At 71.4% G+C, this 14,009-nt stretch carries 15 protein-coding genes; 4 read left to right on the top strand and 11 right to left on the bottom strand.

Features of this window, described 5'->3' with window-relative positions; translation table 11 throughout:
- Positions 1-44 precede the first annotated feature (44 nt).
- From ACIA8X_RS08460 to ACIA8X_RS08490, 7 genes are all read right to left on the bottom strand, one after another.
- Positions 45-743, bottom strand: coding sequence for a GntR family transcriptional regulator (locus tag ACIA8X_RS08460; RefSeq protein WP_393444613.1), 699 nt, complete (start codon positions 741-743; stop codon positions 45-47).
- A 93-nt stretch (positions 744-836) separates the two neighbouring features.
- Positions 837-1,838 (bottom strand): proline racemase family protein, encoded by a 1,002-nt coding sequence (locus ACIA8X_RS08465; protein WP_393444615.1) that lies wholly within the window; start codon positions 1,836-1,838, stop codon positions 837-839.
- 63 nt (positions 1,839-1,901) lie between these two features.
- Complete coding sequence (locus ACIA8X_RS08470; RefSeq protein WP_399458043.1) at positions 1,902-2,816, bottom strand: dihydrodipicolinate synthase family protein; 915 nt, start codon at positions 2,814-2,816, stop codon at positions 1,902-1,904.
- 29 nt (positions 2,817-2,845) lie between these two features.
- Positions 2,846-4,270 carry an NAD(P)/FAD-dependent oxidoreductase gene (locus ACIA8X_RS08475; RefSeq protein WP_399458044.1) on the bottom strand — a complete coding sequence of 475 codons (1,425 nt, stop codon included), beginning with the start codon at positions 4,268-4,270 and terminating at the stop codon, positions 2,846-2,848.
- Positions 4,263-4,565: a (2Fe-2S)-binding protein gene (locus ACIA8X_RS08480; protein ID WP_393444621.1), complete on the bottom strand. Its 303-nt coding sequence runs from the start codon at positions 4,563-4,565 to the stop codon at positions 4,263-4,265. Before ACIA8X_RS08480 ends, ACIA8X_RS08475 begins: the two co-directional genes overlap by 8 nt.
- Entirely contained in the window at positions 4,562-5,713 is a 1,152-nt protein-coding gene (locus tag ACIA8X_RS08485; protein WP_393444624.1) for an NAD(P)/FAD-dependent oxidoreductase, read from the bottom strand. The genes ACIA8X_RS08480 and ACIA8X_RS08485 overlap by 4 nt, the downstream gene beginning before the upstream one ends.
- Positions 5,714-5,869: 156 nt before the next feature.
- Positions 5,870-6,532: a hypothetical protein gene (locus ACIA8X_RS08490; RefSeq protein WP_399458045.1), complete on the bottom strand. Its 663-nt coding sequence runs from the start codon at positions 6,530-6,532 to the stop codon at positions 5,870-5,872.
- Positions 6,533-6,755: 223 nt separating this feature from the next.
- Here ACIA8X_RS08490 and ACIA8X_RS08495 point away from each other — a divergent pair, with 223 nt between their 5' ends.
- Complete coding sequence (locus ACIA8X_RS08495; protein WP_393444628.1) at positions 6,756-7,406, top strand: helix-turn-helix domain-containing protein; 651 nt, start codon at positions 6,756-6,758, stop codon at positions 7,404-7,406.
- A 38-nt stretch (positions 7,407-7,444) separates the two neighbouring features.
- On the top strand, positions 7,445-7,969 hold the full coding sequence (locus ACIA8X_RS08500; protein WP_393445474.1) for a toxin-antitoxin system, toxin component: 525 nt from the start codon (positions 7,445-7,447) through the stop codon (positions 7,967-7,969).
- 16 nt (positions 7,970-7,985) lie between these two features.
- Here ACIA8X_RS08500 and ACIA8X_RS08505 read toward each other — a convergent pair whose 3' ends face one another.
- Complete coding sequence (locus ACIA8X_RS08505) at positions 7,986-9,029, bottom strand: alpha/beta fold hydrolase (RefSeq protein WP_399458046.1); 1,044 nt, start codon at positions 9,027-9,029, stop codon at positions 7,986-7,988.
- A gap of 266 nt (positions 9,030-9,295) precedes the next feature.
- Here ACIA8X_RS08505 and ACIA8X_RS08510 point away from each other — a divergent pair, with 266 nt between their 5' ends.
- On the top strand, positions 9,296-9,526 hold the full coding sequence (locus tag ACIA8X_RS08510; protein ID WP_393444631.1) for a hypothetical protein: 231 nt from the start codon (positions 9,296-9,298) through the stop codon (positions 9,524-9,526).
- A 25-nt stretch (positions 9,527-9,551) separates the two neighbouring features.
- Here the strand turns inward: ACIA8X_RS08510 and ACIA8X_RS08515 are convergent, their stop codons facing one another.
- Together ACIA8X_RS08515 and ACIA8X_RS08520 are read right to left on the bottom strand one after the other, a co-directional pair.
- Positions 9,552-10,232 (bottom strand): 4'-phosphopantetheinyl transferase, encoded by a 681-nt coding sequence (locus ACIA8X_RS08515; RefSeq protein WP_399458047.1) that lies wholly within the window; start codon positions 10,230-10,232, stop codon positions 9,552-9,554.
- Positions 10,229-11,089, bottom strand: coding sequence for a metallophosphoesterase family protein (locus ACIA8X_RS08520; protein ID WP_393444635.1), 861 nt, complete (start codon positions 11,087-11,089; stop codon positions 10,229-10,231). The genes ACIA8X_RS08515 and ACIA8X_RS08520 overlap by 4 nt, the downstream gene beginning before the upstream one ends.
- Positions 11,090-11,347: 258 nt before the next feature.
- Here ACIA8X_RS08520 and ACIA8X_RS08525 point away from each other — a divergent pair, with 258 nt between their 5' ends.
- Positions 11,348-12,466: an ATP-grasp domain-containing protein gene (locus ACIA8X_RS08525; RefSeq protein ID WP_393444638.1), complete on the top strand. Its 1,119-nt coding sequence runs from the start codon at positions 11,348-11,350 to the stop codon at positions 12,464-12,466.
- A 291-nt stretch (positions 12,467-12,757) separates the two neighbouring features.
- Here the strand turns inward: ACIA8X_RS08525 and ACIA8X_RS08530 are convergent, their stop codons facing one another.
- Positions 12,758-14,008, bottom strand: coding sequence for an alpha-L-fucosidase (locus ACIA8X_RS08530; protein WP_399458048.1), 1,251 nt, complete (start codon positions 14,006-14,008; stop codon positions 12,758-12,760).
- Position 14,009: the final 1 nt, after the last annotated feature.

A 14,009-nucleotide genomic window follows, 5' to 3' on the forward strand; every position in this document is an offset into this window, starting at 1 on the left:
GCAAGCGGCTTGCGTTGCGATGCCACCTTGCCTTGCGCAGCCGCCTACTTCTTCGCCGCCCAGAGTCCGCGAACGTGCCCGAGGTGACGGGTCATGACCTCGTGTACGGCCTCCTCGTCGCGGGCGATCAGCGCGTCGAGGAGTTCGAGGTGCTCCTCGGCGGAGGCCAGCAGGCGGCCCGCCTCGACGAGCGCGGTGAGGCCGTAGAGGCGGGAGCGCTTGCGCAGGTCGCCGACGACCTCGACGAGGTGGGCGTTGCCGGCGAGGGCGAGCAGGCCGAGGTGGAAGCGGTTGTCGGCCTCGACGTAGGCGATGAGGTCACCGGAGACGGCGGCCTGCACGATCTCCCTGGCGGCGGGACGCAGCGCCTCCAGGGAGACCTTGTCGGCGGTCCGGGCCAGCTCCACCACCGTGGGGATCTCGATGAGCGCCCGGATGTGCTTGTACTCGTCGAGCTGCTTCTCGGAGACCGCGGTGACCCGGAAGCCCTTGTTGGGAACCGTGTCGACCAGGCCCTCCTTGACCAGGTCCAGCATGGCCTCGCGCACCGGCGTCGCCGAGACGCCGAAGCGGGTGGCCAGCGTCGGCGCCGAGTACACCTCGCCCGGGAGCAGTTCCCCGGCGATCAGCGCGGCGCGCAGGGCGTCGGCGACCCGCTCCCGGTAGCTGCTCTTCTTGCCGCCCAGGGTGGGCAGCGCCGGGCCGGCTGCGGCGGACGGGGCGCTTGTGCGCTGGGCGGCCATGGGTCCTGGGTCTCCTAGCTGTGCAATGTCACGCGGTACGCGGCCTCATTATTCCCGCCGCTCGGGATCCTCGACCCGCAGAACCCTCGATGCTCAGAGCACGAACCCGGCAGGGAACGGGTCCGACGGATCGAGCAGGTACTGCGCCGTGCCCGTGATCCACGCACGGCCGGTGAAGCTCGGCAGGACGGCGGGGCGCCCCGCGACCTCCGTGGTGCCGAGGAGGCGTCCGGTGAAGCGGGTCCCGATGAACGACTCGTTCACGAACTCGGTGTGCAGCGGCAGTTCGCCCCGGGCGTGCAGCTGCGCCATCCGCGCGCTGGTGCCCGTACCGCAGGGTGAGCGGTCGAACCACCCGGGGTGGATCGCCATGGCGTGCCGGGAGTGCCGGGCGGTGGCGCCGGGGGCGATCAGGTGGACGTGGTGGCAGCCGCGGATGGACGGGTCCTCGGGGTGGACGGGCTCCTCCTCGGCGTTGATCGCCGCCATGAGGGAGAGCCCGGCCTGAAGGATGTCGTCCTTGCGCGACCGGTCGAAGGGCAGCCCGAACTCCTCCAGCGGCAGGATGGCGTAGAAGTTGCCGCCGTACGCCATGTCGTATGTCACCGTGCGCCCGTCGGCCAGTGCGATCTTGCGGTCGAGGGCGACGGAGAAGGAGGGCACGTTCTGAAGGGTGACCGCCTTCGCGGCGCCGTCCTCCACGGCCACCTCGGCGACGACCAGGCCCGCCGGGGTGTCGAGCCGGATCGTGGTGACCGGCTCGACGACCTCGACCATGCCGGTCTCGACGAGCACCGTCGCCACACCGATCGTGCCGTGCCCGCACATCGGCAGATAGCCGGAGACCTCGATGTAGATCACGCCCCAGTCGCAGTCGGGGCGGCTGGGCGGCTGCAGGACGGCGCCGCTCATCGCCGAGTGGCCGCGCGGTTCGTTCATCAGGAGCTGCTTGATGTCGTCGCGGTGCTCACGGAAGTACAGGCGCCGCTCGTTCATGGTCGCGCCGGGGATCGTGCCGATGCCGCCGGTGATCACGCGGGTGGGCATGCCCTCGGTGTGCGAGTCGACGGCGTGCAGGACGAGTTTGCTGCGCACGGTCCAGCCTCCTTTGCGGTGACGCGAGTTGCGATGACGCGAGTTGCGAGAGCGCGGGTGCGGTTACGCGAGCCCTGCGGCGACGGCCTTCTCGGTGGCGGCGCGGACGGCCGCCTCCTGCTCGGGCAGCAGCGGGACCCGCGGCGGGCGGACCGGGCCGCCGTGCCGACCGACGAGGTCCATGGACAACTTGATGGCCTGCACGAACTCCACCTTGGAGTCCCAGCGCAGCAACGGGTGCAGTTGCTCGTACAGCTTCTTGGCCGTGCCGAGGTCGCCGTCGACTGCGGCGCGGTACAGCTCGACGGAGGACTTCGGCAGCGCGTTCGGGTAGCCGGCCACCCAGCCCTTCGCACCCGCGATGGCGAGCTCCAGCAGCACGTCGTCGGCGCCGATCAGCAGGTCGAGTTCCGGTGCGAGTTCGGCGAGTTGGTAGGCGCGGCGGACGTCGCCGGAGAACTCCTTGACCCCCTGGATGCACCCCTCGCCGTGCAGCTTGGCGAGCAGTTCGGGCACGAGGTCGACCTTGGTGTCGATGGGGTTGTTGTACGCCACGATCGGCACGCCCGCCTCGGCGACCTCGGCGTAGTGGGCGAGGACGGAACGCTCGTCGGCGCGATAGGCGTTGGGCGGCAGCAGCATCACGGCCCCGCAGCCCGCGTCGCGCGCCTGCTCGGCCCAGCGGCGGGACTCGGCGGATCCGTAGGCGGCGACGCCGGGCATCACGCGCGCGCCGCCGATGGCGGTTACGGCCGTCTCGACGACCTTGGCCCGCTCCTCGGGGGTGAGGACCTGGTACTCGCCGAGCGAGCCGTTCGGGACGACGCCGTCGCAGCCGTTCTCGACCAGCCAGGCGCAGTGCTCGGCGAACCTGCCGTGGTCGACGGAGAGGTCGTCGTTCAGCGGGAGCGCGGTGGCGACGAGGACGCCGCGCCAGGGGCGGCTGCCGGAATCGAGGGTGGTGGAGCCATGGGTCATGAATTTCCCTCTCAATAGCGTGTGACATTTTACTGATGGTCGGTCTCTCCGGCCCGGGCCAGAACCCCGAGCGGCACCGGACGGGCGAACGGCCGCCGGGACGGGGTGAGTTCGCACCCGGCGAGCCCCGCGACCGCGGGCCCGCACATCCGCCCCTGGCACCAGCCCATCCCAGCCCGCGTCAGCAGCTTCACGGTGCGCGGGTCACCGGCCCCGAGCTCTGCCACGGCCTCACGGACCGCCCCGCCGGTGACCTCCTCGCAGCGGCACACGACGGTGTCGTCGGTGACCTGCTCGGTCCAGTGAGCGGGCGGGACGTACACGGAGTCGAGCGCGGCGAAGAACGCGCGCAGTCGGGTACGGACCTTGGCGGCCGCCGCCCATGCGCCCGGGTCGGGTGCGATACCGCACAGGCGCGCCGCGGCCGAGCGTCCGGCGATATGGCCCTCGGCGAGGGAGAGGGCGTTGCCGCCGATGCCCGTGGTCTCCCCGGCGGCCCAGACGCCGGGTACGTCGGTGCGCTGCTCGGCGTCGACGTGCACGCCGAGCCCGTCGAGCCGGCAGCCCAGTGTCTCGGCGAGGTCGGTGTGCGGGAGCATGCCGTGGCCGACGGCGAGGGTGTCGCAGGGGATACGGCGCTCACTGCCGGGCCTGACCCGCCCGTCGCCGTCGAGGTGGGCGACGGTCACGGCCTCCAGCCGCTCGGTGCCATGCGCCTCGACGATCGTGTGCCGGGCGAGGATTCGCACCCGGTGGCGCAGCAGTTGGGCGGCGAATCCGGCCCCCTCGACGACCTTGCCGGGCTGTGCCGCCAGCGCGCGGGACTGTCGTAGGAAGGCCTTGGGGTCGGCGGAGTCGACGAGCGCGGCCACCTCGACCCCGGCCGCGGCGAGTCCGGTCGCCACGGGGAGCAGCAGCGGGCCGGTCCCGGCGACCACGGCGGTGCGTCCCGAGACGGCGAGGGAGCCCTTGAGCATGGCCTGGGCGCCGCCCGGGGTGACGACACCGGGGAGGGTCCAGCCGGGAAAGGGCAGCACCTTCTCGTAGCCGCCGGTGGCCAGGAGCACGGCGTCGGCGGGTACTTCGGCCGGCTCCTCCTGTTCGGGGCCGAGGAGGGCGTGCACGGTGAAGCCCTGGTCAGGGTCGGCACGGTGCTCGACGAGCCAGACATGATGCTCCGTCAAGTGCCGTACGGTGCCTGCTCGGACGTACCGGTCGAGCCCGTCCCTCAGCCGCTCCCATGTGCGCCACTGGTGGTGCAGGGCCTGCGGTCGGCGCGCGCCCAGCCCGGCCGCGGGCCGACGGTAGAACTGCCCGCCCGCCTCCGCCGCCGAGTCGACCAGCGTGACCCGGATGCCCTGTGCCGCGGCGGCCACGGTCGCGGCCAGCCCCGCCGGACCCGCGCCGATCACGGCGAGGTGCGGGTCCGCCCCTCCGCGGTTCGGGTCAGTCATCGTGGCCCGTCCCTTCCTGGGTGCGGATGGCGTCACCCGGGTGCAATGGCACCAGGCAGGCCCGCTGGTTCGGGCGGTCGTTGACGGTCACGAGGCAGTCGAAGCACACGCCGATGCCGCAGAAGACCCCGCGCGGCCGGCCCTGGCCCCGAGTGCTGCGCCACGACGTGACACCGGCGGCCCACAGCGCCGCGGCGACCGTCTGGCCGGGCAGTGCCTCGATCTCACGGCCGTCCAGGGTGACCGTGAACGCCGGGCCGGGGTGGGCGTCGGCAAGCTCCAGCGGGGTTCTCACGCGGCCTCCTCGGCGAAACGGTCGGGGCGCAGCGGTGTCAGGTCCAGGTCGGGGGTCTTCGCGGTCAGCGCTTGGGCGATCAAGTGGCCGGTTCCGGTGGCGAGTCCGATGCCCGCGCCCTCGTGACCGCAGGCGTGGTACAGCCCGGGGACACGGGGATCCGGTCCGACGGCGGGCAGGTGGTCGGGCAGATACGGGCGGAAGCCGAGGTAGGAGCGCATCGCGCGCACCCGCTCCAGGAACGGGAACAGCCGGGTCGCCCCCGCGGCCAGCGCCCGCACGACCGGCAGCGAGAACGTCCGGTCGAAGCCGACCCGTTCCCGGCTCGCCCCGATGAGGATCGGCCCCGCGGCCGTGCCCTCCACGACCGGTGAGGTCTGCAGCGCGGCCGAGTCGCTGGCCACGTCGGCCACGTAGTCGGCGGCGTACACCTTGTGGCGGACGCGGCGCGGGAGGGGTTCGGTGACGAGGACGAAGCCGCGCCGGGGAAGGACGGGCAGGTGGACGCCCGCGAGTGCGGCGAGCTCGCCGCCCCAGGTGCCGGCCGCGTTGATGACGGCCGGGGCGTGGATGTCCCCCTTGTCCGTGCGGACCCCGCGCACGGCGCCGTCCGGCGAGCGCAGGACGTCGGTCACGGTGTGGCCGGTCAGCAGGCGGGCGGTGGAGGCGCGCAGCAGGTGGGCGGCTGCCAGGGCGGGCATGACCTGGGCGTCCTGGGGGTAGTGGACGGCGCCGGGCAGGCCGGGGGCCAGATGGGGTTCCAGGTCGTGGAGCCGGTCACCCGGCACCGGTTCGGCGACGACCCCGGCGGCACGCTGCCCTGCGGCGAACCGCTCCAGCGCCGCGAGTCCGCCGGGCGACGAGGCCACGACCACTCCCCCTTTGGCCTCGTGCTCGACGGCCGCACCGAACTCCCGCGCCAGTTCGTCCCACAGCCGACCGGACAGCAGCGCGAGGTCCAGCTCGGGGCCCGGTTCCTTGTCGGAGACGAGGAGATTGCCCTCCCCGGCCCCGGTCGTGCCGCCGGCCACCGTGCCACGGTCGACGAGGATCACGTCGAGGCCCGCCCGGCCCGCGTACAGGGCACAGGCCGCGCCCACCATTCCGGCGCCGACGACCACGACATCGCAGGTCAGTCGCTTGCTCACGCCAGTACTATGTCACATGTCGCTGATGCTGGGAATGACACCGACACCAGGAATGACGCTGAGGCAGGGCACGAGGGAACTCGACCCCGTCACGGGCCAGAGGCCGTCCTTGCTGACGGGGCGCCGTCGGCGACCTGAACGCCGACGGTGCCCCGTTCAGTCCTCGGAGTTGCGCACGATGCTCAAGTGACTCGCGGTGCGGCGTACCCCACGCCCCCTGGGCCGGTCGCGGCGCGCCTCGCGCAGCACCAGGGTCAGCCGGGTGTAGCCCAACTCCTGAAGGGTCCTGGGCGTCTCGTCGACGACCCGGCACTCGGTCGCACCCCAGCGCGGGTCGGGGTGCAGCAGCGGTCGTACGGCACCGTCCTGTGCGACGGCCCGCTCGCCGACCGCGCGGATCCAGTGCGGCAGGCCCTGCCGGTAGGCGGCCTCCATGATCGGGTCCTGGGCGATCTCCCGGCGGATGGCCTGCAGCCCGTGGTCGTGGCCGTCGCGTTCCAGGGCGGCGGTGAAGTGGGCCAGCATCGGCAGGCACCACCTGGACTCATGCTCACCGAGGACGGTGTTCGCGTCCGGGTGAAAGAGGACGAACCTGAGGAAGTTGTCGCCGGGCATGGCCGTCGGGTGCGGGCCCACACCGCGGAAAAGTGACGCGAAAGCGGTGTTCGCCAGAACGACGTCCCAGCGGTGGTCGAGGATGACGGACGGGAAGGGTACGGCCTCCACCAGAGCGGCGTAGTCCCGCAGATAGGCCTGGGCCTCGCAGCTCTCGGGGACGGGCCGCGGCTCGAACCACTGCCCACCTGCCTGATATGCCATCGGGAGGTCACCCCTCTTGCCTATGCGGCCTTCACGCGGCGCCTTGATCCTGCTGCCCTGGTCGGAGCCGTGTCAACTATCGTGGCATTCCACGCTTGTTGACGGCTGAAATTGGCCACAGTTGTGGCGAGACCTGGATGTGAGTTCGAACCAGCGGGTAATCTCCGTCCAGTTCACGGCAACCGCTTGTGAGAAGCCTGTGAGAGACGTAGGAGATCTGTCGGTGACGGATGGCATCGAGGGTCCGGGCGCCACGTCGACGGCTGCGCTGCCGGCCGTCGTCGCTCGTATCACCGCGCTCGCCGACCGGCTCGGCGTGCCGCACGCGGAGGTCTTCGACACCCGTCGCCTGTCCGTGGCCTCAGGCGTCCCGGAGCCCGTGGTCAAGGCCCTGCTGAGCGGCCGCCTGGCGGGTGAGCCCGACGTACAGGCCCGCTTCCTCCAGCGCCTGGACCTCCTGCGCCGTACCCGCCTCAAGCCGAACGGCCGCAAGTACACCCAGCAGGAGATCGCCGACGGCGCGGGCATGTCGCGCCAGCAGGCGGGCGCCCTCATCAACGGCGACCGGCGCCCCACCATGGAGCACTGCGACGCCATCCAGCGCTTCTTCCGCGTGCACGCCGGCTTCCTCACGGCCGAGGACCCCGAGGCACTGGCGGGCGCCCTCCAGCGCCCCGAGCAGGATCTGCTGCAGAAGCTCGCCGAGCGCGAGACGGCGCAGGCCACCGAGGATCCGCTGGAGAAGCTCCTCCAGGACCACGGCGTACGCGGAATCGCCTGGCGGGCCGCCCAACTGCCCACCGACCAGCACCGTGACAAGGTCGCCGAGTGGCTGGACATGCTCTTGGAGAGCGTCAAGCGGCCCGAGTCGTGATGTGGGAGAACGGGAGACTTGTGGGCATCGGTAGGGAAATGCGCCGCCTGTGCGGCGAGTTGGTCGCGGAGCTGACGCTTCCCGCGCCCGCGGCGCCCGAGAAGTTGTACGGCGCCCTGTGCGACGCGATGAGCAGACGCCGCGGCCGTCCCGTCCTCTTCCGTACGTCCGCCTTCCCGCCCGGCACCGCGAGCGGGCTGTGGCTGGACATGCCCGACCAGGATCTCGTCGTGATCGAGGAGCGCACCGCGCCCGACCACCAGTTGGTGATCCTCGGCCATGAGCTGTGGCACATGAAGGCCGGCCACTGCAGCCACAGCGTCGACGGCGCCACGGTGGCGGCTCGTCTCCTGGACGACGAGGCCGATCTGCGCTCGACGGTCCTGAAGGTCGCCGCCCGCAGCCACTTCGACCAGGCCGAGGAGAAGGAGGCCGAGACCTTCGGACTCCTGCTGGCCAGCAAGTGCCGCACCTGGCTGGCGGTTTCGTCGGCACGGGGCCAGCGGGACCACTTGGCGGGCCGGATCGAGGCGTCGCTCGGTTACCTCGGGCCACAGGGCTGACCCGGCACGCCTCGGCTCACGTCGCGCTGCGTTCGCTCGCCTCCCGCAGGTCGCGTTCCCTCGCGCGCGAACGGGCCGTGTCCGGCTGCCCCGCGGCCGTGCCGGGCCGCCCCGTCCGCAGCAGCTCACGCCAGGACTCGCGGCTCCAGTCCGCGCGGGCGGTGGTGGCCGTGAACTCCTCGACCAGCGCCACGAACCGGGCCGGGTCGGTATGGAAGGGGAAGTGCCCCGCTCCCTCGAAGATCTCCAGCCTGCTGCCCGGCATCGCCTCATGCGCCCCGTACGCGTGCCGCACCGGCACCACGCTGTCCCGGTCGCCCCACAGCAGCATGGTCGGCATGCCCTCGGTCAGATAGCAGCGGTCCAGCATGGTGACCACCTGGCCACGCCAGTCGACGACCGCCCGCAGGGTACGGATGAAGGCGTTGCGCGAGGTCTCGTCGGGCAGCGCGTCCACCAGAGTGAGCAGTTCCGGCGCGTCCTGACCGAGATCGGTGTCCAGGAGCCTCATCAGCCGTACCGCCAGCCCCACTTGGAGCCGCATCCCCGGCAGCCGCAGCGTCGACAGCATCAGATGCGCGCCCGGCAGCGAGACCAGCCGCAGCACCGGGTTGACCTCGCGGCCCACCCCGCCCGCGCTGACCAGGATGAGCCGCTCCGTACGCTCGGGGAACTGGTAGGCGAACTGCATCGCCACTCCCCCGCCCAGCGAGTGCCCGACCAGCGTCGCCGACTCGATGCCGAGGGTGGTCAGCAGATCGCGCACGCCGTTCGCGTAGGCGGCCACCGAGTAGTCGGCGCGCGGCTTGTCGGAGGCGCCGTGGCCGAGCAGGTCGGGGGCGATGACGGTGTGCGTGCGGGCGAGGTCGGGGATCAGCTCGGCCCAGGTGTCGGAGGAGTCACCTATGCCGTGGATCAGCACCAGCGCCGGACCCTCGCCGGCCATCCGGAACGCGCGCCGGTAGCCGTGCACGACGCGGTACTGCAACTCGAGTTCTCCGTCGCCCACCGGGCGCAGCCGTACGGCGCGCGCCTGGCGCGGTCCCGGGATGTCGACCACGCTTCTCGCCCCAGTTCCTGTCGCCGTTCCAGTGCCCGTGCCTGGCCACTTCCTGACCTCGTCCCCTGCCACGAGAGCGCGGCCGAAAGCCCTTCCCCCAGCGTAGGACGGCTTTCCCACAAGGGATTTCGGGGAGGTTTCGCCTCCGCTAAGCGGGCGAACGGAGGTGTGGCCGGGCCCGATTGTCAGTGGTGGGCGGCAAGCTGGTGGTACGCCCTCATATGCAGGGCGTGACGCGACGACGCCGACTTGGGGAGAGCCGACCGATGCCCACCGCCGTACTGACCGACCGCGAGCGCACCGCCGTCCAGGCCTATCTGCGGCTGTTGCACACCGTACGAGCCGCGTTCGACGCTCCCCCGGGCTCCCGCCGACCACCCGTGGTCCCGCCCTCCGTCCTCGCCGAGGCGGAACAGGCCCTGGCGGACGCGGGACTGAGCGGCAACGAGGAGGAGTTCTTCCGGCTGCTGCAGAGCTGGTGCCCGGCGGAGCCGTAGCGGAGTCCGCCGGATGCCAGGGGGCTCAGGTGTGCGGCACGCTCACCGCTGTCGCCACCAGCCCCCGCCGGACCGTCCACCGGCCCTCGAAGACGTCCACCCGGCGGTCGCCCACCGTCGGGCCCGGTACGAGGAGCCGCGCCCGGAAGCCGCCGCCGTACTGCTCACCGGGGTCGGCGAAGAGGTCGATGTCGGCCTCGGTGAAGTCCAGCCACTTTCCGGTGAGGGGGAACCACGCCTTGTAGACGGACTCCTTCGCGCTGAACAGGAGCCGGTCCCAGTGGACGGCGGGGTGGTCGCCGGCCAGCCGGCGCAGCCGCTCCTCCTCGGCGGGCAGGGCGACGGCCGGCAGGACGCCCTCCGGGAGCGTCTGGTGGGGCTCGGCGTCGATGCCGAGGGAGGCCAGGTCGGCGGCGCGGACCAGGGCGGCGGCGTGGTAGCCGTCGCAGTGGGTCATGCTGCCGACCAGACCGGCCGGCCAGCTCGGGGCGCCGCGTTCGCCGGGCAGGATCGGCTGCGGCGGCACGCCGAGCTTCTCCATGGCGTGGCGGGCGCAGGAGCGTACGACGGCGAACTCCCGGCGGCGCTTGGCGACCGCCTTGGCCACGACCGCCTCCTCCTCGGGGTAGAGGGCCGTGTTCGGGAGCTCCTCGTCGCCGTACGCCTCGACGGTGACGACCGAGTCCGGCAGCAGTTCCTCGATCAACGGGTCCCGTCCTCCCTGGGCAGAATCCGGCGCAGCCGGCCCGGCGGATCCGGTCGCTTTCGCCACTCCCGGGGGTACCCCACCGACACCTCCTCGAAGCGGACGCCCTCGTGCCAGGTGGTGCGCGGGATGTGGAGGTGGCCGTAGACCATGGTCTCCACGCGGAACCTGCGGTGCCAGTCCGCGGTCCGCTCGGTGCCGCACCACATGGCGAACTCGGGGTACCACAGGACGTCCGTGGGGTGCCGGTCCAGTGGGTAGTGGTTGACGAGCACGGTGGGCAGGTCCGCGGGCAGTGCGGCGAGCCGGCGCTCGGTCTCGGTGACCCGGGCCTCGCACCAGGCCTCGCGGGACGGGTACGGGTCGGGGTGCAGCAGGAACTCGTCGTTGCAGACGATCCCGGTCCCGTGCGCGTACCTCAGCCCCTCCTCCTTGGTGGTGCAGCCGGAGGGCAGGAAGGAGTAGTCGTACAGCAGGAACAGCGGCGCCACGGCCACCGGCCCGCCGGGGCCCTCCCAGACCGGGTAGGGGTCCTCGGGGGTGGTCACGCCGAGTTCCCGGCACATCTCGACCAGGTACTCGTAGCGGGCTACGCCGCGCAGGGTGACGGAGTCCTTCGGGTGGGTCCACAGTTCGTGGTTGCCGGGTGCCCAGACGACCTTGCGGAAGCGGCCGGCGAGGGTCTCCAGGGTCCAGCGGATGTCGGCGACGGTCTCGGCCACGTCACCGGCGACGAGCAGCCAGTCGTTGTCCGATTCGGGGCGCATCTTGTCGACGAGGGCGCGGTTCTCCTCGTAGCCGATGTGCAGGTCACTGATGGCCAGCAACTGTCCGGCACCGCCGGCCGTCGACGTCACCCCTCGCCCCTTCCGATGATCCGAATGACTCCACGAGACCACATGGCGCCGCGCGAGGACAAGGCGGGATCACGTCGGCATGATCGGAAATCCGTAACACGTACGTTGCACGCGGCACCCTTTGAAAGCCGTATGATCGCCCCAACACCACCGCTCTGAACGTCCCTTCGCACGGGGCGATTTGGTGTCCCTCCAAACACCCTGCCCGGGCACGGGCTTGCTTCGCCCTGCCCGCGAACCCCGAAAGGACGGCCCTGCATGGTCTCTCGCGTACGCGTCTGGCTCAACCGCACGTACGCGGAGAACGTGTTCTTCATGGATCAGCTGCGGAGAAATCCCAGTGATCGGGCGGTCGAGATCCATGCGACGCACGGCGACGCCGATTCGCCGGTGCTGGCCGCCGCCGACACCGCCGATCTTGAGCCGGAGGGCCTGTCCCCGGCCGGGTATGTCGAGTACGCGCTCGCCCAGTGCCGGCGTCGCGGCATCGATGTCTTCGTGCCCCGGATGCACCAGTCGGCGATCGTCGCGCACCGCGCGGAGTTCGCGGCGGTCGGTACGGCACTGCTGGCGCCGCCGCCGGAGGCCGTGGCGGTCTTCCACGACAAGGTGATCGCGTACGAGGCCGTACAGGCGATCGGGGTGCCGGTGCCGCCGTGGTGGCGGGTGCGCACCGCCGACGAACTCGTGGCCGCCGTCGAGGAGTTGGAGGCCGGCGGGTACAAGGCCTGCTTCAAGCCGGCGTCCGGTGCGGGCGGGGTGGGCTTCCGAGTCATCACGCGCTCCCCCTTCTCGCTCATGCACCTCAACGGGTTCCCGACCCCGTACGTGCAGCTGGATCTGGTGGTGGACGCGCTACGGCGGGCCGACGAGCCGGTGGACTGGCTGGTCATGCCGCGGCTTGAGCAGCCGGAGGTGTCGGTGGACTGCCTCACCGGTCCGGACAACCGGGTGCGGCTGGCGATCGGCCGCAGCAAGAACGGTCGGCGTCGTGGGTTCACGTTGCAGGAGCAGTGGCTGGAGCCGGCGCGGCGGATCGCGGAGGGGTTCGGGCTGCACTACCTGTCCAACATCCAGTTCCGGATGTTCGGGGAGACGCCGGTGCTGATGGATGTCAACACGCGGCCCGCGGGTGGGTTGCATCAGCTGTCGCTGTGCGGGGTCAATGTGCCGTGGCTGGCTGTGCAGCTGGCGCTCGGGGAGGATCCGGGGGAGGTTGTGCCGCCGTTCCTCGGCCAGGACTACACGGTGGTGTCCGGGCCGCGGCAGGTCAGGCCCGTGTCCATTCCCCAGCAGCGGGCGGAGGAGACGGAGCGGTTGTTGCCTGCGATGCCCGTGCCTCCGGCGGTGGGGGCGGCTCAGGTACTGCCGCTTTAGGTTGGCTGCCGGGTGCGGGTTGTGTGTGGTTGCTCGCGCAGTTCCCCGCGCCCCTGAGGGCGTCATCTGATCCTCGGTTTGACCAATCCCGGAAACTTTTCCCGGCGCGGGTGTATCAGGGCGCCGAACTCGCGCTCTACAGAAGTGAAAGGCAACGGGGGAACAACGGGGGAAACGCACCACCACGGGGGAAGCACCACCATGGGGAAGCACGGGGGATTCGGGCCGGCCGACCGCTGTTCACGGGGGCGGCGGCCGACCGGTCCGAGTTGATCCGCGGAGCCCGAAGGCTCAGAAGCGGCCCGCGCCCCGGTAGAGCTCCAGCTCGCCGTCCAGTTCGACGGCCAGCACCGTGGCGTGCGGGTCGAGGTCCGCCTCTGCGGGCGGCTCGATCCACAGGACACCCGGCGTCTCGTGCAGGCCACCGGTGATGCGGTGGGCCAGTTCCGTACCGCTGCCGAGCACCGTGACCCGGCGTACCGAACCGAGCAGCCCGCGTACGTTGATCTCGGCGCGCGGGGCGTCGAAGAGGATCAGGTACAGGGTGCGGTGGTCCTTGGAGAGGGTGCTCGGGCCGTAGTGGTGACCGGCCGGGAGGCCGCGCTCGGTGCCGTAGACCGCCTCCGCGTGCTTGGCGATCCAGTCGCCGAGCCCCTCCAGCCGCTCGACATGCTCCCGTGGGACCGTGCCGTCCTCCCTCGGACCGACGCTGAGCAGCAGGTTGCCGCCGCCCCCGATCGTCTCCGTGAAGTAGCGGACCAGCTGGTCGACGGACTTGTGGTTGTGGTCGTGGTGCTGGTGACCCCAGGAGTCGTTGAGCGTCAGGCACAGCTCCCAAGGGCCCTCCGGCGGGATGACCGGGGCGCCCTGTTCCGGTGTCGCGTAGTCGCCCTCGCTGAGCATGCGGGCGTTGAAGACGACGTCCGGCACCTCGGAGCGGATCAGCGCGGCGAGTTCGGGGATGCGCCATTGCTCCGCGCTACGGTCCCACTCGCCGTCGAACCACAGCAGGTCCGGCTTGTAGCGGGAGGTGAGTTCGCGGATCTGGCCGTCCCGGTAGGCGAGGAAGCGTTCCCAGGCGTCCAGGTCCTCGAACTCCTCGGCGACTTCGGAGTACCGGTTGTCCTCCTGCTCCGGCGGACGGCCGGGCTTGCGCGTGGAGGCGTAGTCGGGGTGGCTCCAGTCCGAGTGGGAGTAGTACAGGCCGACCTTGAGGCCCTGCTCGCGCAGGCCGTCCGCGTAGCCGGCGATCAGGTCGCGGCCCACGTTCAGGTCGCCGTGGGCGGTGTCCCAGAGGGCGACGCCGTCGTGGTGGCGGCTGGTGAGGACGGCGTACTTGGCGCCGGCCCGCGCGAAGAGCTTCGCCCAGTCGCGCGGGTCGTAGCGGGAGGCGGTGAAGCGGTCGAACTGGGACATGTACTGGTCGTACGGGACGATGTCGTCGTAGAACGACCAGGACTCCTGGACGCCGTCCACGGCGTAGATGCCCCAGTGGATGAAGATCCCCAACTTGGCGTCGGTGAACCAGGGTTGCATCGGCACG

It is taken from the genome of Streptomyces sp. NPDC051738 (genome assembly GCF_044453205.1).
Taxonomy (GTDB): Bacteria; Actinomycetota; Actinomycetes; order Streptomycetales; family Streptomycetaceae; genus Streptomyces.